Origin of the sequence: Archangium violaceum Cb vi76 (assembly GCF_000733295.1) — a bacterium.
Taxonomy (GTDB): domain Bacteria; phylum Myxococcota; class Myxococcia; order Myxococcales; family Myxococcaceae; genus Archangium; species Archangium violaceum.
This window is the reverse complement of the sequence record NZ_JPMI01000003.1, coordinates 83304-102383: the sequence shown is the minus strand read 5'-3', so window position 1 is coordinate 102383 and position 19080 is coordinate 83304. Positions and strand designations below refer to the sequence as shown.

Genomic DNA, 19080 nt, shown 5'->3' with positions numbered 1-19080 from the left:
GTTCATATCTCACGAGCAGAAGTAGGGCACGAGTGGCCCATTCACGCCAAAGCGCGACATGAGCTCTCCCGCGAATCGCCAGATCTCCGCCGGACCGGCGCCATCGTTCGTCCTCCGAAACTGTCGCCAGGCCTCATTCCACTGCCCGCCACGAGGGCCGCCACTGTGTAACCAATGGTGAAAGCTCGCGGGGAGACGAATGGTAAAGGCGTGATGGTCGATGTCCTTGCTCACGAACCACAGGGAAAATTCCTGCGGGAAGATGTGGTGCTTCTCGAGTGGCTCCCGAGCGCGGACGCACGGAAGCTTGAGCACCCGGGGCGCGTACTGCCCGCGGATGTTCCAGTTGTGCCACGGAATCTCGAAGATCGCTTCCCGGCCCCCAGGTACCGCCAGCGGCCGTCCCCACCAGCGGGTCGGATTGGGCGGCGGACGGAGGCTCCCGTTGGCGAAGGCCAGCACCACCGGGTGCTCCTCCACCTCCACCACGTCCTGGCACCGCCAGAGCCCGCAGCGCTCCTCGTCACACAGCGGCACCACACAGCTCGGGTCCTCCCGGGCCTCCTCCCACGAGGCCACGGGGTCCACGTCCTCGGCGAACCCACTCTCTCCGGGCTCCGAGGTCGTCGCGCACGCGCTCAGCAGCAACCCGAGCAGCGCCAGCCAACTCTTCCAGGGCAGGACTCTCATCCCTCCCACCCTACTCCACCGGCTTCCTCGGCTTCGACACGACACCCTGGTTCAGCCATGGCCCAGCGCTTCACTTCGTCGGCAGGGAGTGGAAACTCACGCCGTCCAGGTTGAGGCGGTGACAAGCCTCGACGAAGCGCTCGGTGCAGACAATCACGGTGGAGAAGTCCTCCAGCCGGAACAGGTCCAGGTCGTTGGGAACAGTAGCCGCGTCCAGCAGCCTGTCATCGGGAAGCGTGAGTCCCCTGCGGCCACAACGAGGGCAGGGGGGTTTACGCTCCGGGGGCAGGCAGTCCGGATGCAATCGGCCCAGAGGAGGGATTTCCAGTTCGAGCAGTTCGGGTGAGTTGCGCTGGCGGAAACGCAGCTGGGTGCGACAACCTTTGAGTCCTCGTACACCCTCGGCCTGGAGTTTCTCCAGCGCCTCACGCTGCATCAGCAGCACCCATGGGTTGAGCGTCACGAGCGGGCCAAAGCGGCCCTGGGCCTTGCCCATGAGCGGTCCCAACTCCGTCCCTGGCTCCACCAAGGCCCCTGGAGGCAACAGAGGCCGGACCAACTCACGCAGCCTCTCGTATTCCTCGATAGGCTCTGCCCGAGGCTCCTCGAAGTCGGCCAGAGAGGAGACTGGTGTGAGGTCCACCGAAGGGTACGATTTGGAACTGGCACTCCAACTGGCCTTACAGCCTGGACAGCCGAGAATGCCTGGCAGGCCCCATTTGTGGGTGCCATTGATATACCCCGTGTAGACCGACGTCCTGTCTTCCTCGATGCTGAAGTAATCCATGGAGAGGCGCCTCATCCTGCCTCAGTCACAATAATAGGACACAAGTGGACCGTTCACCCTAAACCGCGACATGAGATCGCCCGCGAACTTCCAGATCTCCTCGATGGTTGCATTATCATTCTGTCGCTGGAACCGACTCCATGCCTCATTCCACTGCCCTCCTGGGAATGACCCACTGTGTAGCCACTGGTGGAAGCTCTTGGGCAGCCGGATGGTATAGGCGTGAATGTCTATAGGCTTACGCTTGAACCACGTGGCCAATGCCTGCGGGAAGATGTGATGTTTCTCGAGCGGTTCCCACGAGCGGACGCACGGAGGCTTGAGCACCCGGGGCGCGTATTGGCCGCGGATGTTCCAGTTGTGCCACGGAATCTCGAAGACCGCTTCCCTGCCTCCAGGTACCGCCAGCGGCCGTCCCCACCAGCGGGTCGGATTGGGCGGCGGACGGAGGCTCCCGTTGGCGAAGGCCAGCACCACCGGGTGCTCCTCCACCTCCACCACGTCCTGGCACCGCCAGAGCCCGCAGCGCTCCCCGTCACACAGCGGTACCACACAGCTCGGGTCCTCCCGAGCCTCTTCCCACGAGGCCACGGGGTCCACGTCCTCGGCGAACCCGCTCTCTCCGGGCGCCGAGGTCGTCGCGCACGCGCTCAGCAACAAACCGAGCAGCGCCAGCCAGCTCTTCCAGGGCAGGACTCTCATCCCTCCCACCCTACACCACCGGCTTCCTCGGCTTCGACACGCCCCCCGGGTTCGTCATGGCCCAGCCCATCACTCCATCGGAATACCATGAAAGCTCACGCCATCCAGTCCCAGACGTCGACAGGCTTCAACAAAGCGCTCGGTGCACACGATGACGGTGGAGAAGTCCTCCAGCCGGAACGCATCCAGATGACCGGGAAGCGTGGATGCGTCTAGCAGCATGTCATCGGGACGCGTGAGCCCACGGCGACCGCACCGGGAACAGGGAGGCTTGCGGTTCGGTGGCAGGCAGTCCGGGTGTAGTTGGCCCACGGGAAGGAGTTCCAGCTCGAGCAACTCGGGCGCATTCCGCTGTCGGAAGCGCAATTGAGTGCCACAGCCCTTGAGCCCCAGCAGTCTCTCGGCCTGGAGTTTCTCCAGCGCCTCGCGCTGCACCAGCAACGCCCACGAGGATGGCGCCACGAGAGGCCCGAAGCGGCCCTGTGCTCGGCCAACGAGTGGACCCAAGGTCGCGCCGGGTTGCAGCAGCGCGCCTGGCGGTAACAGAGGCCGTACCACCTCGCACAGCCTTTCATACTCCTCGATGGGCTCTGCCCGGGGTTCTTCGAAATCGGCCAGAGCCGCAACAGGGGACAAGTCCACGGAGGGGTACGATCTGGTGTCCGTGCCCCATGACGCATTGCAGGCAGGGCAGTTGCGGATTCCCGGAAGCCCCCACTTGTGTCTGCCCGCAATACGTCCGGTGTAGATCGACGAGTTGTCTTCTTTGACCCTGAAGTATTTCATCTCTCATTCGCAGTAGTAGGACACGAGTGGACCATGCACTCGGAACCGAGCCATGAGTTCGCCAGCGAAACGCCAGATCTCTTCCGTCGTGGCGTCTTCATTCTTGTCCTTGAACCGATGCCAGGCCTCGTTCCACTGCCCTCCTGGAAATGAACCGCTGTGTAACCACTGATGAAAGCTCCTGGGCAGTCGAATCGTATAGGCGTGAATGTCGACGGGCTTGAGCTTGAACCACCCCGCAAACGCCTGAGGGAAGATGTGATGTTTCTCGAGCGGCTCCCACGAGCGGACGCACGGGGGCTTGAGCACCCGGGGCGCGTACTGCCCGCGGATGTTCCAGTTGTGCCATGGAATCTCGAAGACCGCTTCCCGGCCCCCAGGTACCGCCAGCGGCCGTCCCCACCAGCGGGTCGGATTGGGCGGCGGACGGAGGCTCCCGTTGGCGAGGGCCAGCACCACCGGGTGCTCCTCCACCTCCTCCACGTCCTGGCACCGCCAGAGCCCGCAGCGCTCCCCGTCACACAGGGGCACCACACAGCTCGGGTCCTCCCAGGCCTCCTCCCACGAGGCCACGGGGTCCACGTCCTCGGCGAACCCACTCTCTCCGGGCTCCGAGGTCGTCGCGCACGCACTCAGCAACAACCCGAGCAGCGCCAGCCAATTCTTCCAGGGCACGACTCTCATCCCGCCCACCCTACACCACCGCTACGGCCCCTCTTTCACCGCGCCGTGAGCAGTTCCGTCTGGGCGGCGGCCACGCCCACTCCCGGCTGCGCCTTGTGGCCCGCAGCCGCGAGCGCCCGCTCCACCGCGCCCACCGTGGCCAGCACATCCCCCGGGCCCACCACGTTCATGTGCCCCACCCGGAAGTAACGCGTCTTCAACTCCGGATGCAGTCCGCCCGCCAGCACCACGCCCTGCTCGCGCGCCCTTCCGATCATCGCCACGTCCACGCCCTCCGGGTAGTACAGCGCGCTCAGCGTGTTCGCCGCCACGGACTCGTTCACCGGCAGCAGCTTCAACCCCAGCGCCTTCCAGCCCGCCCGGAAGGCCCGCGCCATGCGCTGGTGACGGGCGAAGCGCGCCTCCATCCCCTCGCGGAGGATCTGCCCCAGGCTCACGTCCAGCGCGTACACCAGGTTCACGGGCGGCGTCGCGAAGTAGGCGGCTCGGCCCGCCTCGTACGCCTCCATGATGGGCAGCCACTCGGCGAAGTCCGCGTACAGCGAGCGCACCGGCGTCTTCCGCGAGCGCCAGGCGTTCATCCCCTTCTGGCTCACCGTGAGCAGCGCCAGCCCCGGCGGCACGCCAATCGCCTTCTGGCTCGCCGTCAGGTACACGTCCGCGCCCCACGCCTCCTGGTGGAACGTCTCGCCCGCCGTGGCGCACACCCCGTCCACCACCGACAGCACCCCGTGCCGGCCCGCCGCCTTCACCAGCGCCTCCACCGGCGCCAGCACCCCCGTGCTCGTGTCCACGTGCGTCACCGTCATCACCTTGAAGCGCCCGCTCGCCAGCACCCGCTCCACCGCCGCCACGTCCGGCACCTCGCCCGGCGCGCACTTCTCCTGCACCACCTCCGCCCCGTAGCGCTCCAGCAGCAGCGCCATCCGGTCGCTGAAATATCCCGTGTTCACCACCAGCGCCCGCTCGCCCGGCTCCACCAGGTTCGCCACCGCCAGTTCCATCGCCAGCGTCCCGCTGCCCGCCACCACGAAGGGCTGCGCCGACGGCGCCAGGCACACCTCGCGCAGCTTCTTCAGCGCCCGCCCGAAGATGGCGATGAACTCCGGCGCCACGTGGCTGGCCGTCTTCATTCCCAGCGCCCGCATCACCTCCGGGTCGAACTCCACCGGGCCAGGAATCATCAGCAGATCTCTCTCGCTCACGGGTACTCCTCTTCGGGGTTGGTGGCCTGCGGCCTTCTACTTCGTCAGGCGCTTGCTCAGGAAGTAGCGGCTCTCGCCTCGTGGATAGTCCGGCAACGTTCCGAAACGCGTGTAGCCCTGCTTCTCATAGAAGGCCAGGGCCTGGAAGCTGAACGTGTCCAGGTGCGCCGAGTGGCAGCCCCGCCGCACCGCGGCGTCCTCGATGCTCGCCATCAACCGACCGCCCCAGCCGTGCCCGCGCAGGCGCTCGTCCACCCACAGGTGGCTCACGAAGAGCCACTCCCAGTGGGTATAGCCCATCACTCCTCCGAGCAGGCTCCCGTCCTCCGTGCGCACGAAGACGGCCAGGTCCCTCGAGTTCTCCGGCACCGCGCGCGTCTCGTTGTACCGCACCAGGCCGCGAATCAGCCCCCGGAGCTCCTCCTTGGAGGGCTCCTCCACCACCGTCATCTTCAACGCGTCCAGGGAGTCCATCCCGCGATGGTAGCGCCTCCCTGCGCCCGGAAAATCCCCCGGAAAAGAGCGTGTCAGGACATGACGGCGGCTCGCGTCTCTTCAAGTGTAGGCGGGAACGACGGCGGCATCGCCCGACCCCCCGCGATAGCTTTGAAGCGCCCGGCAGGAGAGGTCTTACACGCACCTCTGTTGGTTCGAATCCAACTTCCCGCACCATGCGCGGGAATAGCCAAATGGTAAAGGCACTCGACTATTAATCGAGCAGTCAAACGGCTTTTCCACTCGGGCGTTTCAATTTCTCTCTGACAGCATTTGCGTCCGGCCGAGGAGGCCCTACACGCTCGTCACTCTCAGGGCCGCCGGTTCGAATCCGGCTCTCCCCCCTCCTTCATGGGGGAGATAGCTCAGTCGGTAGAGCATGAGACTCCAAGACGGCTTCCTCACTCGGACGCAGACCCCTTCGGGCGGGTAACCTCGCGCCCCATGCGCTGGTTACCTGTCGCTCTCGTCGCTCTCCTCTCCCTTCGCTGTGCCCATGCGCCCGAGGCCCCACCGGCGGCCCCCACGGCTTCCACGCCCGTGGCCGCCGCCCCGGAATGGCCCGAGCCCCAGCCTCCACGGTTGCGCCTGCCCGACTCCGTGCGGCCGGTGCGCTACACGCTGGACCTGACGCTCCTCCCCGCAGAGCCCACCTACGCCGGCACCGTCACCGTGGACCTGGACGTCCGTGAAGCGGTACGTCAGGTGTGGCTGCACGCGCGGGAGCTCCAGGTGACGCGGGCCCGCGTCCTCGTCAACGGCCGCACGCTGGAGGCCCGCGCCGTCACCGCCACCGAGGGCCGGCTCGGCGTGCTGCTCCCCGAGACGCTCGGCACCGGCCCGGCCCAGCTCGTCCTCACCTTCACCGGCCGCGCGGACCGCGAGCGCAGCCAGGGCATCTACGCCGTGGAAGAGGGCGGCGAGTCCTACCTCTATACCTTCTTCGAGCCCATCGACGCGCGGCGTGCCTTCCCGTGCTTCGACGAGCCGGGCTTCAAGGTGCCCTGGACGCTGCGCTTCACCGTGAAGCAGGAGCACGCGGCGCTCGCCAACCACGCCATCGTCTCCGAGGAGCCGCTGCCCGGGGGCCTCAAGCGCGTCACCTTCGCCGAGAGCCGCCCCATGCCGAGCTACCTCGTCGCCTTCGTGGTGGGCCCCTTCGAGCTGGTGGACGCCGGCACCATCGGCCGTGCCCACGTTCCCCTGCGCTTCATCGTCCCCAGGGGCCGCGGTGCCGAGACGGCCTACGCCGCCAGCGTCACCCCGCGCATCATCACCCTGCTCGAGGACTTCTTCGACCAGACCTATCCGTACGAGAAGCTCGACGTGGCGGTGGTGCCCCGCTTCTGGGGCACCATGGAGCACCCCGGCATCGTCGCGCTCGGCCAGCCCCTCACCCTCATCCGCCCCGGCGAGGAAACGCTCCAGCGCCGCAAGTCCTATGTGAACATCGCCATCCACGAGCTGGCCCACTACTGGTTCGGCGACGTCGTCACCTGCCGCTGGTGGGACGACATCTGGCTCAACGAGTCCCTCACCACCTGGCTCGACCACGAAATCACCGGCCAGTTCGACCCCGCCTGGCAGTACGCGCTGGAGGGCCAGGCCCACTCGGCCGTCTTCGCGCTCGAGACGGACTCCCTCATCACCTCGCCCGCGGTCCGCAAGCCCATCACCACCAACGACGACATCATCGGCTCCTTCGACAACGGCACCACCTATTCCAAGGGCGCCTCCCTGCTCTCCATGCTCCAGGGCTGGCTCGGCACGGAGCGGCTGCGCGACGCGCTGCGCACCCACGTGCGCAAGCATGAATGGGCGGTGACGGACTCGGATGGCTTCCTCGCCACGCTCGGTGAGTCGCTCGGGCCCGACGCGGCCCGCGTCTTCCGCGGCTACGTGGACCAGCCCGGCGTCCCCCGCGTCTCCGCCAGCCTCCAGTGCAAGCCGGGCACGGCGCCGAAGCTGACGCTCTCCCAGGAGCGCTACCTCCCCGCCGGCTCCACCGGCTCCACCGCGCGGACGTGGGACATCCCCGTGTGCCTGCGCGCCGGCAAGGGCAAGGACGCCACGCGCACCTGCACGCTCCTCTCCACCCCCACGGCGGAGGTGGAGCTGCCCGTCCAGGGTTGCCCCTCGTGGCTCCTCCTCAACGCCGGCGGCACCGGCTACTACCGCGTGAGCTACTCGCGCGAGCAGCTCGCCTGGCTGCTCTCCGTTCCTCCGGGGACGCTGAGCACCCAGGAGCGCCTCGCCTTCCTGGCCGACGTGAAGGCCGCCGTGGACCGGGGGGACGTGCCGCTCGGCGAGGCCTTGAAGCTCGTCCCCGCCACCGCCTCGGACTCCCAGCGCCTCATCCTCCAGCGCGGCGCGCAGCTCCTCTCCGGCGTCAAGGTCGAGCGGCTCCCCGAGGCCGAACGCTCGCGCTACCAGGCCTGGCTGCGCGACACCTATGGCGCCCGCGCCCGCGCCGTGGGCTGGACGCCCAAGCCGGGCGAGAGCGATGACGTGAAGCAGCTGCGCTTCCTGCTGCTCGGCCGCGTGGTCATCAATGGACGGGACCCCGCCCTCACCCAGGAGGGCAGCAAGCTCGGCCGCGCGTGGCTGGCGGACCGCGAGGCCGTGCACCCGGAGGTGGGCTATACCGCCCTCCGGGTGGCCGTGCGCGAGGGGGGAGACAAGGCCCTCTTCGACACGGTGCTCGCCCAGGCCCGCGTGGCGAAGGACCGCACCGAGCGCACCCGGCTGCTCAGCGCGCTCGGCGTCTTCCGCGACCCTGAGCTCGTGAAGCAGGCCCTCTCCCTGGTGACCGGAGACACGTTCGACGTGCGCGAGACGACGTCCATCCTCTACACCGTCTTCTCCATCCCCGAGTCACGTGCCCAGGCCTGGGACTTCTACCGGAGCCAGTTCGACACGCTCTCCAGCCGGATGCGCTCGGATGAGCTGAACCAGCTCATCGCGATGGTGGGAGGACTCTGCGACGAGCAGGGGCGCGCCGAGGCCGAGTCCTTCCTGCGTTCCCGCGTGGAGAAGATCGAGGGCGGGCCCCGCTCGCTCGCCCGAGCGCTCGAGTCCATTCAGCTGTGCATCGAGGCGGAGCGCCGCCATCAGCCGAGTGTGCGGGAATTCATCCGCGGCCTCGGCAAGGGCGTGAACACGCCGACACAACGCTGAAGCCGCCCGGGACACCGCTCACGCCTGGGCGGTGTCCCCCTGGGCCTCCAGCACGTTCCGGCCGAGCACCCGCAGGGCCTCGCGCAGGTCCGACGAAGCCGCCTCCGCCGGAGCACCGCGCGCCCGCTCCACGCGCCGCCGAGCCTCCGCGAGGCACTTCATCCCCGCCTCGCTGCCCGGAGCACTCCGCGCGGCCTCGGCCAGGTCCAGCGAGGCCCGCAGCAGCGAGGAGAGCTCGCGCAGCACGGCGTCGTCGCGCAGCTCGGGCGTCACCTCCAGCGAGGCGAAACCATCCCGGGCCGCCACGAGCTCTCCGAGCGCCGCCTGCACCGAGGCCAGGTGCGCGGTGAAGCGCAGCGCGTGCCAGCGAGACACCCGTTCCAGGATGGAGATGGACTCCGCCAGGCGGGCGCGCGAGGACTCCAGCGCTCCGAGCGCCACCAGGGCCCGGCCCAGCTCGCCCAACGCGACGCCCTCCAGGATGCGCATGCCGAGCTGCCGGCCCATGCGCACGGCGCCCTCCAGGTGCTCGCGGGCCTCGGCCGCCCGGCCCGCGTCCAGCAGGAAGCAGCCCAGGTTCACCCGCGCCAGCGCGTGCCCCGCCCTGTCTCCCACGCGCGAGGCCTTCTCCATGGCCTCCTCCAGCAGCACCACCGCCTCCGACGTGCCTCCGCCCTCGCCAATCGCCATGGCCTGGTTGGTGAGGAAGCCCACCTCGAAGGCCACGTCTCCCGCGGCGCGGAACAGCTCCAGCGCGGTGCGCAGGTGTGGCAGCGCCGCCCCGGCCCCGTGCCGCCCCAGCTCCAGGATTCCGAGGTTGCCCACCGCGTACCCGTCCAGCCACCGGTCTCCCAGAGAGGGCAGCTCCTGGGCCTCCTGCACCAGCTCCCACGCCGTGCCCATGTCTCCCTCGTCCCGGGCCACGATGCTCAGGTCCACCAGTACGCGCTTGGTCCGGTCCACCGCGTCCAGGGAAGCGAAGGCGGAGCGCGCCGCCTCCAGGTCCCTCCAGGCCGCGGCGAGCTGGCCCGCGCCATGGTGCGTCCGGCCCCGCACCGCGAGCGCCTCGGCCCGCAGCTGCGGCTCCACGTCCAAGGAGGATGCCAGCTCCAGCGCCCGGTCCAACCGGGACAGCGTAATCCCCACCGGGCCCCGCGCCGTCACGTCCGGCTCCAGCGCCACCAGCGCGCCCAACGCCCGCTCCACGGAGCCCTCGGTGGCGGGCACCACCGCCAGCGCGTTGTCACAGGCCGCCAGCAGGTTCTCGCGCTCCAACGCCAGCCGGCGGAAGGCCAGCTCCCCCCCCTCCCCGCGCATCCGCGCGCTCAGCCGCCGGGCCATCGCCAGGTAGCAGCTCGCGTGGCGCGCCGCCAACGTCGGCCCCTCGCCCCGCTCCGCGAGCCGGGAGGACGCGTACTGACGGATGCTCTCGTACATCCCCAACCGCAGCTCCCCGGGCAGCCCGTCCGGCGCGTAGGTGCGCAAGAGCGACTTGGTGCGCAGCGAGTGGATGATCTCCATCACGTCCGGCCCACCCGGAGGAAACACGAGCACCGCCTCGGCGGCCTCCAGGGTGAAGCCCCCGCGGAACACCGAGCACTGCGCCAGCGCCGCCCGCTCCGCCGGCTCCAGCAGATTCCAGGACCAGTCGATGGCTCCCCACAGCGTGCTCTGCCGCGCCGAGCCGTCGCGCCGCGCGCCCCGCAACAGCTCGAAGCGGCGGGACAGCCGCTCCTGAATCTGCGACACGCCCAGCAGGTTGGTGCGCGCCGCCGCGAGCTCGAGGGCCAGCGGAATGCCATCCAACTTGCGGACGATGTCCGCCACCAACGGGGCCTCCGCCTCCGTCAGCTCGAAGCCTCCGCGCACCGCCCGGGCCCGCTGGACGAACAGGCGCATGGCGTCACAGCGGCCCAGGATTTCCGGGCGCGTCTCGCCCTCCTCGGGCACCCGCAGCGGCTCCAGGTCGATGACGCGCTCCTCGGGCAGCAGCAGCGACTCGCGCGAGGTGACGAGGAAGCGGGCCCGGGGTGCCAGCGCGCGCCAGCGGCCCAGCGTGGCCGGCAGGTGTTGGATGACGTGCTCCACGTTGTCGAGGATGACCAGCACGTCCCCGCGCCCGGCCAGGGCCCGCCCCAGCCGCTCCGCCGGCTCGCTGTCCTCGCCGCTGCGGGTGAGCGCGACGCCCAGCGCCTGGCCCATGGCGTGGCAGATGTCGCCCACCGTCGACGCGTCGGTGAGCTCGCACATCCACGCCCCGCCCTCCCAGGTGCGCGCCTCCAGCTCCTGGTTGCCGAAACGCGTGGCCAGCCGGCTCTTCCCCATGCCTCCGGGACCCAGCAACGTGACGAGCCGCGCCTGCGTGTCGAAACACCTCCGCAGCGCCGCCAGCTCCTCGCACCGGCCAATCAACTCCCCCGTCTCGGCCGGCACCTGGCCCCGCTGCACCCGCTGCACCCGGAGCGCCTCGAAGCGCCGCTCCGCCAGTTCCGCGGGCCCCACCTCCACCAGCGTGACGGCCTCCTCGAGCCCCTTGAGGTGGTACTCGCCCAGCGCGTGCACCCGGGGCTGGCCCAGCGCCGCCAACTCCCCTTCCACCCGGGCCCAGGCCGCCCCACTCACCAGCACCTGCCCGCCATGGCCGGCCGACGCCACGCGCGCCGCCACGTTCACCATCCTCCCGACGTAGTCCATCTCCCCCGTCTGCTCGTCCAGACGGCACTCCGGCACCCCCAGGTGCACCCCCATGCGCACCCGCAGGCCCCGGTACACCCAGCCGCCCGGCCCCTTCTCCTCCGCCGCGTCCGGCTCGGCGAGCAACTCCTCCGGCCAGGGCGCGCACAACAACGCCCGCTGCGCCTCGAGGCACCAGCGCACCGCCTCCACCGCCGAGGTGAAGGCCACCAGGAAGGAGTCCCCCTGCGTCTTCACCTCGTAACCGCCGTGCTCGGCCAGCAGCGCGCGCAGCACCCGGTCGTGTACCTCCAGCGCCGTCCGCATCCCACCGCCGCACCGCTCCCACAGCCGCGTGGAGTCCTGCACGTCCGTGAAGACGAGTGCCACCGTGCCGGTGGGAGCCTCGACGGACGGAGAGCGCCGCCTCGAAGCCCCCCCGACTCCCGGGCCGTCCGTGGTGGTGAGTGTTGGAAACATGTGCAGGAGGCTCCCCATCACCCGCTCTCCCTCGCCTGCAATGATGATGACCGTGAGGCCGGAATTTCGCGCCCCCCCCACCCTCCATTCGTGCACCACCACACGGAGCACGCGAACCATCCGCCAAGAGCCGACTCCCCTCGCCCCTCCCTGGCCACGCCAGGAAAACGCGAATCGTCCAATGCCCGACGACAACCTCCCGGGGTGTCTTCCAGTCCACGCGGTGAACGTTCACCGGCAACGCTCCAGTGCGGCCCGAGCTGGAGGCTGTATCGGAGTTACAGAAACAACGTCACTTTCTTCCGTGGAGCCCGCTTCGCACCACGCCATCCGGGGCGGAGACTTCACGCTCGGGCTCCGGGGGGAAGGACATGAAGAGCACTTGCGGAGCACTGCTGCTGACACTCGCCGTGGGCTGCGGCCCCGTGGACGGGGAAGCCCCCGCGCCTCCTCCGGACGTGGGCACCTCCATCCAGGGGCTCGAGGACGACAACGGGCTGACCATGAATGGGCTGACCATGAATGGCCTGGCCTTCAACGGGCTGGCCTTCAATGGACTGGCGTTCAACGGACTGGCCAGCAGCACCTTCACCTCATGGTTCCAGCAGGGCCCGCTGACGACGAGCCTCTTCATGAAGTACCTGGTCCGCTGCGCCGTACCGGCCGGGCAGTACCGCACCTTCTCGGACGGGTGGTTCACCTATACGTGGCCCGGGAGCCTGGGGCTGGCGCCGGGCTGGTCCGGTGGCGCGCCGGCCACCGTGGAGGAGCAGCAGGTCGTCACCGCGTGCGTCGCGGCGCTCGTCAACAAGTTCGGGCGCTCGGTGGGCGTCTCCGTGCTGGGCACCAACGCGCAGGGACAACTCATTCCCTACACGGACACGGAGCTCTCGGACTTCTCGGTGCGCGAGGCGTGCTTCTTCGGCAACATGTTCACCAGCGAGGGCTTCTTCGTCGGCAATGACCAGGCTCCGCTGGCCCCGTGGCAGAGCAGCCTGAGGGCGTGCGCGCTCGAGGGGAGCAACGAATGCCCGCCCCTCGTCCACATCGGCGGTTGTCAGGCGAGCTGCACGCTGGACCCCACCGGGACGTACTACACGCGCTGCACCCGCAACGGCAGGAGCTACCGCCCCATCACCACCCGGCTGCGCACCCAGGACGTCGTCGTGTGCGGTGACGGCATCTGCCAGTTCACCGAGTCCTGTGGCAGCAGCAACCGCTACGACGACTGCGCGCTGGACTGCGGCCCCTGCCGCTGAAGCACGTGGGCTTCCACGGCACGGGGCCCGGCGCGCCTCAACGCCCGCCCTGGGCCCGGAGCAGGTAGAAGACGTAGCCGTAGGAGGCGCCGTAGCGGGTGTAGAGCTCTATCTCCCGCTCCGTCTCGGCGATGGCGGTGGAGAGGTCCGCGTCGCCGCGGGCGCGCTCGCGCAGGGCGGCCATGCGTGCCTCCAACGGATGGTAGTACTCGTCCCACCACGCCGGAGCCGGCAGCACGAAGGTGTCCAGCACCTCGAAGCCGGCCTCGCGCGCCGTGGCGCTGTTGGAGGCGATGGTGCCCATGCGCGGGTAGGCCTCGCGCCAGAAGTCGGCGGCCTCGGAGGGAGGCGAGTCGGTGAGCCACGTCGCCTCGCTGGCGGCCAGCAGGCCTCCTTCGCGAAGCACCGGGCGCCACCGCCGCAACCCCGCGCCCCAGCCCAGGATGTAGATGGCGCCCTCGGACCAGATGAGGTCCACGCTGCCCGGGGCGTCCTCGAGCGCCGCGAAGTCCGCGCGCCGCGTGCGCACCAGGCCGCCGAGTCGCTGGGCCGCCGCCTCGGCCTCCAACCGCTTCAGGAAGGGCTCGTGCGAGTCCACGGCGGTAATGGACGTGCCGAGTTCCTTCGCCAGCACGAGCGTCTGCCTGCCGGGGCCACACCCCAGGTCGAGCACCCGGGGAGTTGGAGGAAGAAGCGGTCGCAAACGGCGGAGCGCCTCGCGGGTGCACTCATCGCTCCCAGGTCCCTCGCGAGGCAGATCCGTATGCAGCAGCAGGAAGGCGTCACCGAGCATGAGGAGAGCGTAATGTCGGGCGTGCCCCGCGTCTTCGTCGAAGTAGCCCGAGGTGCCGCTCATGGACAGACGCCCGGAAGGGCGCCCGCTCGTGAGTCCCTCCGCTCACGCGGGGATGCGCCGGTGCAACACCCCACGCACCGCGAGCGCGCCCGCCATGAGGGCGATGCCCCGGGAGAGGATCTCCACGCCCACCACGATGCCCAACGCCCACAACGAGGAGGTGGGCAGCTGGGCGAAGATGATGACGCCCAGCGCCACGGACACCAGGCCATAGGCCAGGTCCCATCCCCACCCCTCGTAACGGTCCGAGAGGGAGGTGATGCCCCGGAAGAGGCCGCTCGCGAAGAAGTACCCGGCCATCAGCAGCGTCAACGCCACCAGCCCGATGCCCGGCCGGGCCATCAGCATGGCGCCCACCACGAGCGACAGGATGCCTCCCAGCAGGAACATCCAGAAGGGCCCCGTCTTGCGGATGCGGAAGGCGTGGCCGATCTCGAAGGCGCCCGCCACCGCCAGCATGGCGCCGTAGAAGATGACCGAGAAGAGGCTGGTGAGCACGACCGCGCCCAACGCCACGACGCCGAGCAGTGTCAGGAGCAGCCCCACCACGAAGGGACCGCCCCACAGGCCCGCCGTGGTGCGGGGATTCTGGGTGGAGGTGCGGTTGGAGTCGGTGATGGGCATGACGAGCCTCTCGGGAAACCGGGTTGCATCACCACGAACCTGGGAGTGCTCCCCGGTACCGGCAAGCCTCTCGTGCTCCCCTCCCCTCCTGGCGCCGGTGCTAATGAATGGCCGCCGGGGCTGGTTCCTCGTGGTGGGCCGCCTCGGAGTGCTCCGCCGCGCCCGGTACGGAGCGCCAGCGGCCATGGGGAGCGATGAGCGCGTCGGCCTCGTGCGGGCCCCAGGTGCCGGGCTCGTACTCGTGGAGCGGAGTGGCACCTCCCACGATGGGGTCCACCACCCGCCAGGCCTCCTCCACCGTCTCCTGGCGCGCGAAGAGCGAGACGTCTCCGCGCATGGCATCGCCGAGCAACCGCTCGTAGGGCTTCATCGTCCCGCCCCGGTGCTGGATGGCCACCAGGTCCACATCCTCGCCGCGCATGGCCCCTCCAGGCCGCTTGGCGCGAGCACCGAGGGAGATGAGCACGTCGGGACCGAGCCGGAAGCGCACCGAGTTGGGGGAGGCCAGGGTGGGCTCCTCGAAGATGGGGCGCGGCGGGTGGTTGAGCTCCACGAAGACCTCGGTGGCGGTGGCGGGCAGGCACTTGCCCGCGCGGATGTAGAAGGGCACATCCGCCCACCGCCAGGAGTCGATGAACAGCCGCACCGCGGCGAACGTCTCCACCCGCGAGGAGGGAGACACGCCCCGCTCGCTCCGGTAGCCGCGGAACTGGCCCCGCACCACGCTGGATGGATCCAACGAGCGCATGGCCTTGAAGACACGGGCCTTCTCGTCGCGAAGGTTCTCGGGGTCCGAGCAGAAGGGCGCCTCCATGGTCAGCAGCCCGATCACCTGCAACAGGTGGTTCTGCAACACGTCGCGGATGGCGCCCACCTCCTCATAGAAGGCGCCCCTCCCCTGCACACCGAAGCGCTCGGCCAGCGTCACCTGCACGCTGCGCACGTGCTGCCGGTTCCAGATGGGCTCGAGGAAGACATTGGCGAAGCGGAAGAAGAGCAGGTTCTGCACCGGCTCCTTCCCCAGGAAGTGGTCGATGCGGAAGACGGCGGACTCGGGCAGGAAGCGGTGCAGCGTCTCGTTGAGGGCGCGCGCGGAGGCCAGGTCCCTCCCGAAGGGTTTCTCCACCACCACCCGCGCCTGCTTCAGGCAGCTCGCCTGGGCCAGCCCCTCCACCACCGTGGCGAAGAGGCTCGGTGGAATGGCCAGGTAGTGCAGCGGACGCGATGCGTTCCCGAGTGCCTCACGCACCCGGGTGAACGTCCGCGGGTCGCGGTAGTCCCCGTCCACGTAGCGCAGCAACTGGCACAAGCGTTGGAAGTTCCCCTCGTCGAACATGCCATGCTCCCGGAGGCTGGCGCGCGCCCGCTCGCGCAACTGCTCCAGCCCCCAGCCCGCCTTGGCCACGCCGATGATGGGACACGTCAGTTGCTCGCGGAGCACCAGGGATTGCAGCGCGGGGAATATCTGCTTGTACGCGAGGTCCCCCGTGGCCCCGAAGAAGACGAGTGCGTCCGAGATGGGTGCGGCGGCCATGGCTCACCTTCCTCCCTTCTTCTCCACGTGGGTGCTTTCGTCAACCTGTGCACCAGGCGGGTGACACGGCAGCGGTGTCACCCGGGGGCGCCCGCCGGAGCCCACGAGTCCCCGAGCGAAGACAGGACGGCCGAGCGGCCCTGGCTCGCCTGCTCGCTCCCGGGTGTTCGACGGCGAGAAGTGAAGGGCTGGCGCTCATCCGCCAGTACAGTGGGCGGATGAGCTTCCCGCCCCTCAAGACCTGGATCGCACTGCTCTGTGTAGGGTTGAGTGCCTGTGCCACCTCGACCTCCGCCGTGCGCGAGGAAGAAGAGCCGTTGGACGCGGTGGCCTCCTGGGAGGAGGCCCGAGCGGACCCGAGCTGCATGGTGCCGCTGTGCGACGAGGAGCGCTGTGCCCTGTGGCGGTGCCAGGACGTGGTGGAAGCGGATGCTCCTCCGGTGCTCCTGGCGTGGGCGAACGGCGCTCGCCTTCCGCTTCCGGCCCCCAACCCCAGCCGCTGGTGGGGACGTCCCCTGGTCGCCCCCCTGGGCACGGAACCTGTCTTCGAGATTCCCTGGCACAACTGGAACATCCGCGGCCGGTACGCGGCCCTGGCACTCCGCCCTCCGTGCATCACCGCACGGGAGCCCATGGAAAAGCACCACATCTTCCCGCAGGAGCTGGCCAGATGGTTCAAGCGCAACAAGATCGACATTCATGCCTTCACGCTTCGCCTTCCCAAGAGCTTTCACCGGTGGCTGCATAGCGGGGGTTCCAAAGGCGGTCAGTGGAACGAGGCCTGGCGGCAGTTCCAGTACGAGAACTCCGTTACATCTCCGGAGCGAATCTGGCAGTTCGCGTTCGAGCTGATGTCACGATTTGGAGTCCATGAGCGTCCGCTCGTGCCCTACTATTGTGACTGAGCTGGGCAACGAGGAAACACCGATGAAATTCTTCACTGTCAAAGAAGACAGAGCCCCTGTTTACACGGGAGCCATTACCGGCTCCCACAAGTGGGGGCTTCCGGGGGTCGACACCTGCGCTGCCTGCGGGGTCACATGGGGTGACAACTCAAGAGCCTATCCATCCGTGGACTTGTCCGAGGTGGCCTCGCTCGCTGATTTCGTGGAACCTCGGGCCGAACCCATCGAAGAGTACGAGCGGCTGTGTGAGCTGGTACGTCCGCTTCTGCCCCCGGGCGCCCTGCTGGAACCGGGCACGAATCTTGGCCCCATCGTGGGCACGGCCTTCGGCCGATTTGGTCAACTCGTGACGTCCTACCCCTGGTGGCTGCTGGCCCAGCGCGAAGCCCTCGAAAAGCTCCTGGCTGAAGGACTGCAAGGGCTCAAGGGCTGCCCCACACAACTGCGGTTCCGCCAGCGCAACGCACCCGAGCTCTTCGAACTGGAACTTCTCCCCGTGGGCCGCGCGCACGCGGACTGCCTTCCCCCTGATCGCGCCCCTCCCTGCCCACGCTGTGGCCACGTTGCGCTCTCCCTGCCCGAGGACCTCCTGCTGGACGCGGCCACGCTCCCCAGTCACCTGGACGTGTTCCGCCTGGAGGACTTCTCCACCGTCATCGTCTGTACCGAGCGCTTCGCCAAGGCCTGCAAGCGTCTCGAATTGGATGGCGTCGTCTTCAAGCCCGTGCCCGTCTCCCGCCCCAAGAAGCGCGCCTCGGTGAAGTAAAGCTCGCCGAAGCCGGCCAACGCCTCACGGCGCCGTATCCGCGGCCACCCGAGGCCCCGCGAGCAGCTTCGGCAACTCCGCTGCCTGGAAGGACTCCTGCTCCACGCCGCCTCCACAGTGCACGCCGCCCGCGCGCTCGCGCGAGATGGGATCGCGCGGGAAGACGAGGAAGCCCGCCTCACCACCGGCCCCCCGCCAGGGCACCACGTGCAGCCGCTCGGCCTTCATGCGCGTCACCCCGTCTCCCCTCAGCAGCACCTGGGCGATCCGCGCATCGGGCACACCAGACCTGGACAGGTCCATCGCATCCTGGCACAGCCCCTCGTTGTCCCACTCCATGTGCCTGGGATTGAAGCGCCACGAGCTCTCCGTCAGCGGCGCCCGGCCCGACGCCAGCCAACCCACGTGGTGGCCGATCCCCACCGTGGCCATCGTCGCGCTGAAGAGCAACACGAGGAGCGCCACCAGCGACACACTCCAGCGCACGGGCCACGCTCGCGTGTCCTCGGGGCGCAGCTGCCGCCACAGCCGGCGCAGGAACAGGTGCGAGCCCACGCCCAGCACCGCCACCACCGCCACCGTCTCGGCGATGGCGTCCCACCGCCACGTCACCCCCGGCACCACCCCCAGCAGGAAGTCCACCCACCCCACCACCAGCAACCAGGGCACCTGCATCAGCCACACCTGGCCCGAGCAGGTGAACAACATCATCAGGACCACCACGCCGAGCACCCATCCGGAGATCTTCGTCACCTTCACGGGGTGCCTCCCGCCGCGAGCGCCTCGTGGATGGACGCGATGGGCATCTGGCGGATGTCTCCATCCGTGAAGAGCACCCACCGCTCGGGGCCGAAGAGGCCCGGCTCGTAGGCCAACGGCGTCGCGGGCGCGTCCGCCTCGAGCCCGCTCACGTAGACGAAGTGCAGACCCGAGCCGCCCAACACCTTCCAGCGCTCTTCGGGAATCTCCGGGACGAAGTCACTCGGGGGAAACGCCCTCCCGTGCCCGGCCGCGTAGGCCCACAGCGCCACGCGCAGCTCCTCCAATCGCTGCCGCCGCGCCTGGAGCACCAGCTCCTTCTCCGAGGGCAGCTCCGATTCCTTGAGCCGATAGGTGACGCCCTTCTTCTCCCAGGCTCCCGGCGTCATCAGCTCGCGCCCGCCGGCGATCATCGACAGCACGAGTTGGAAGCCCAACCCCCACAGGAACACCAGCGCCAGCGCCGAGCCGAAACCGAGCTTCGGCAGCCGGGGCACGTCGCGCCCCAGCCGGTTCCACAGGGCCCGCACCGCGAGCGTCACCAGCAGGAAGAGCGCCAGGAAGAAGGAGATGGCCTCGAAGCGCTGCGAGGCGATTTCCGACAGCAGGTAGCTCGGCATCCCAGCCAGCGCCACGGCCGGGGTGAGCAGGAACAGGACGAAGGGGAGACGCGAGGTCACGAACGGCAGTCTGCCCCG

At 69.1% G+C, this 19080-nt stretch carries 17 protein-coding genes; 4 read left to right on the top strand and 13 right to left on the bottom strand.

Going from position 1 to position 19080, the window contains the following annotated elements; translation table 11 throughout:
- Positions 1 to 9: 9 nt before the first annotated feature.
- The 7 genes from sitA6 (Q664_RS00440) to Q664_RS00410 all read right to left on the bottom strand — a co-directional run bounded on the left by sitA6 (Q664_RS00440) (position 10) and on the right by Q664_RS00410 (position 5328).
- Complete coding sequence (gene sitA6 / locus Q664_RS00440; RefSeq protein WP_052517490.1) at positions 10 to 690, bottom strand: SitA6 family polymorphic toxin lipoprotein; 681 nt, start codon at positions 688 to 690, stop codon at positions 10 to 12.
- Positions 691 to 760: 70 nt separating this feature from the next.
- Positions 761 to 1477, bottom strand: a complete 717-nt coding sequence (gene sitI6, locus Q664_RS00435) for a SitI6 family double-CXXCG motif immunity protein (RefSeq protein ID WP_043388554.1) — start codon at positions 1475 to 1477, stop codon at positions 761 to 763.
- Positions 1478 to 1498: 21 nt separating this feature from the next.
- Entirely contained in the window at positions 1499 to 2179 is a 681-nt protein-coding gene (gene sitA6 / locus Q664_RS00430; protein WP_052517489.1) for a SitA6 family polymorphic toxin lipoprotein, read from the bottom strand.
- Positions 2180 to 2248: 69 nt separating this feature from the next.
- Complete coding sequence (gene sitI6 / locus Q664_RS54330; protein ID WP_075207265.1) at positions 2249 to 2965, bottom strand: SitI6 family double-CXXCG motif immunity protein; 717 nt, start codon at positions 2963 to 2965, stop codon at positions 2249 to 2251.
- Between the two features lie 3 nt (positions 2966 to 2968).
- Positions 2969 to 3649 (bottom strand): SitA6 family polymorphic toxin lipoprotein, encoded by a 681-nt coding sequence (sitA6, locus tag Q664_RS51350; RefSeq protein WP_481954989.1) that lies wholly within the window; start codon positions 3647 to 3649, stop codon positions 2969 to 2971.
- Positions 3650 to 3684: 35 nt separating this feature from the next.
- Positions 3685 to 4833 (bottom strand): pyridoxal-phosphate-dependent aminotransferase family protein, encoded by a 1149-nt coding sequence (locus Q664_RS00415; RefSeq protein ID WP_043388546.1) that lies wholly within the window; start codon positions 4831 to 4833, stop codon positions 3685 to 3687.
- 57 nt (positions 4834 to 4890) lie between these two features.
- Positions 4891 to 5328, bottom strand: coding sequence for a GNAT family N-acetyltransferase (locus tag Q664_RS00410; RefSeq protein WP_043388457.1), 438 nt, complete (start codon positions 5326 to 5328; stop codon positions 4891 to 4893).
- A gap of 465 nt (positions 5329 to 5793) precedes the next feature.
- On the opposite strand from Q664_RS00410, the gene Q664_RS00405 reads away from it, so the two are divergent.
- Positions 5794 to 8526 carry a M1 family metallopeptidase gene (locus Q664_RS00405; protein ID WP_043388454.1) on the top strand — a complete coding sequence of 911 codons (2733 nt, stop codon included), beginning with the start codon at positions 5794 to 5796 and terminating at the stop codon, positions 8524 to 8526.
- An 18-nt stretch (positions 8527 to 8544) separates the two neighbouring features.
- On the opposite strand, the gene Q664_RS00400 is transcribed toward Q664_RS00405, so the two are convergent.
- A complete protein-coding gene (locus Q664_RS00400; protein ID WP_043388544.1) occupies positions 8545 to 11679 on the bottom strand; it encodes an ATP-binding protein in 3135 nt (1044 codons plus the stop codon).
- A 371-nt stretch (positions 11680 to 12050) separates the two neighbouring features.
- Here Q664_RS00400 and Q664_RS00395 point away from each other — a divergent pair, with 371 nt between their 5' ends.
- Positions 12051 to 12938, top strand: a complete 888-nt coding sequence (locus Q664_RS00395) for a hypothetical protein (RefSeq protein ID WP_043388452.1) — start codon at positions 12051 to 12053, stop codon at positions 12936 to 12938.
- Positions 12939 to 12975: 37 nt separating this feature from the next.
- Here Q664_RS00395 and Q664_RS00390 read toward each other — a convergent pair whose 3' ends face one another.
- From Q664_RS00390 to zwf, 3 genes are all read right to left on the bottom strand, one after another.
- The gene (locus Q664_RS00390) at positions 12976 to 13794 is read right to left on the bottom strand and encodes a class I SAM-dependent methyltransferase (RefSeq protein WP_235216497.1); all 819 of its coding nucleotides are present in this window, start codon (positions 13792 to 13794) and stop codon (positions 12976 to 12978) included.
- A gap of 42 nt (positions 13795 to 13836) precedes the next feature.
- Positions 13837 to 14418, bottom strand: coding sequence for an HdeD family acid-resistance protein (locus tag Q664_RS00385; RefSeq protein ID WP_052517487.1), 582 nt, complete (start codon positions 14416 to 14418; stop codon positions 13837 to 13839).
- Between the two features lie 100 nt (positions 14419 to 14518).
- Positions 14519 to 15952, bottom strand: coding sequence for a glucose-6-phosphate dehydrogenase (gene zwf, locus Q664_RS00380; protein ID WP_084609433.1), 1434 nt, complete (start codon positions 15950 to 15952; stop codon positions 14519 to 14521).
- Positions 15953 to 16170: 218 nt separating this feature from the next.
- On the opposite strand from zwf, the gene sitA6 (Q664_RS51345) reads away from it, so the two are divergent.
- Positions 16171 to 16857, top strand: coding sequence for a SitA6 family polymorphic toxin lipoprotein (gene sitA6 / locus Q664_RS51345; RefSeq protein ID WP_052517486.1), 687 nt, complete (start codon positions 16171 to 16173; stop codon positions 16855 to 16857).
- A gap of 22 nt (positions 16858 to 16879) precedes the next feature.
- Positions 16880 to 17623: a SitI6 family double-CXXCG motif immunity protein gene (gene sitI6, locus Q664_RS00370; protein ID WP_043388448.1), complete on the top strand. Its 744-nt coding sequence runs from the start codon at positions 16880 to 16882 to the stop codon at positions 17621 to 17623.
- Between the two features lie 24 nt (positions 17624 to 17647).
- On the opposite strand, the gene Q664_RS00365 is transcribed toward sitI6 (Q664_RS00370), so the two are convergent.
- Both Q664_RS00365 and Q664_RS00360 read right to left on the bottom strand, forming a co-directional pair.
- Complete coding sequence (locus Q664_RS00365) at positions 17648 to 18382, bottom strand: hypothetical protein (protein WP_043388446.1); 735 nt, start codon at positions 18380 to 18382, stop codon at positions 17648 to 17650.
- On the bottom strand, positions 18379 to 19062 hold the full coding sequence (locus Q664_RS00360; protein WP_200883639.1) for a hypothetical protein: 684 nt from the start codon (positions 19060 to 19062) through the stop codon (positions 18379 to 18381). The genes Q664_RS00365 and Q664_RS00360 overlap by 4 nt, the downstream gene beginning before the upstream one ends.
- Positions 19063 to 19080 lie beyond the last annotated feature (18 nt).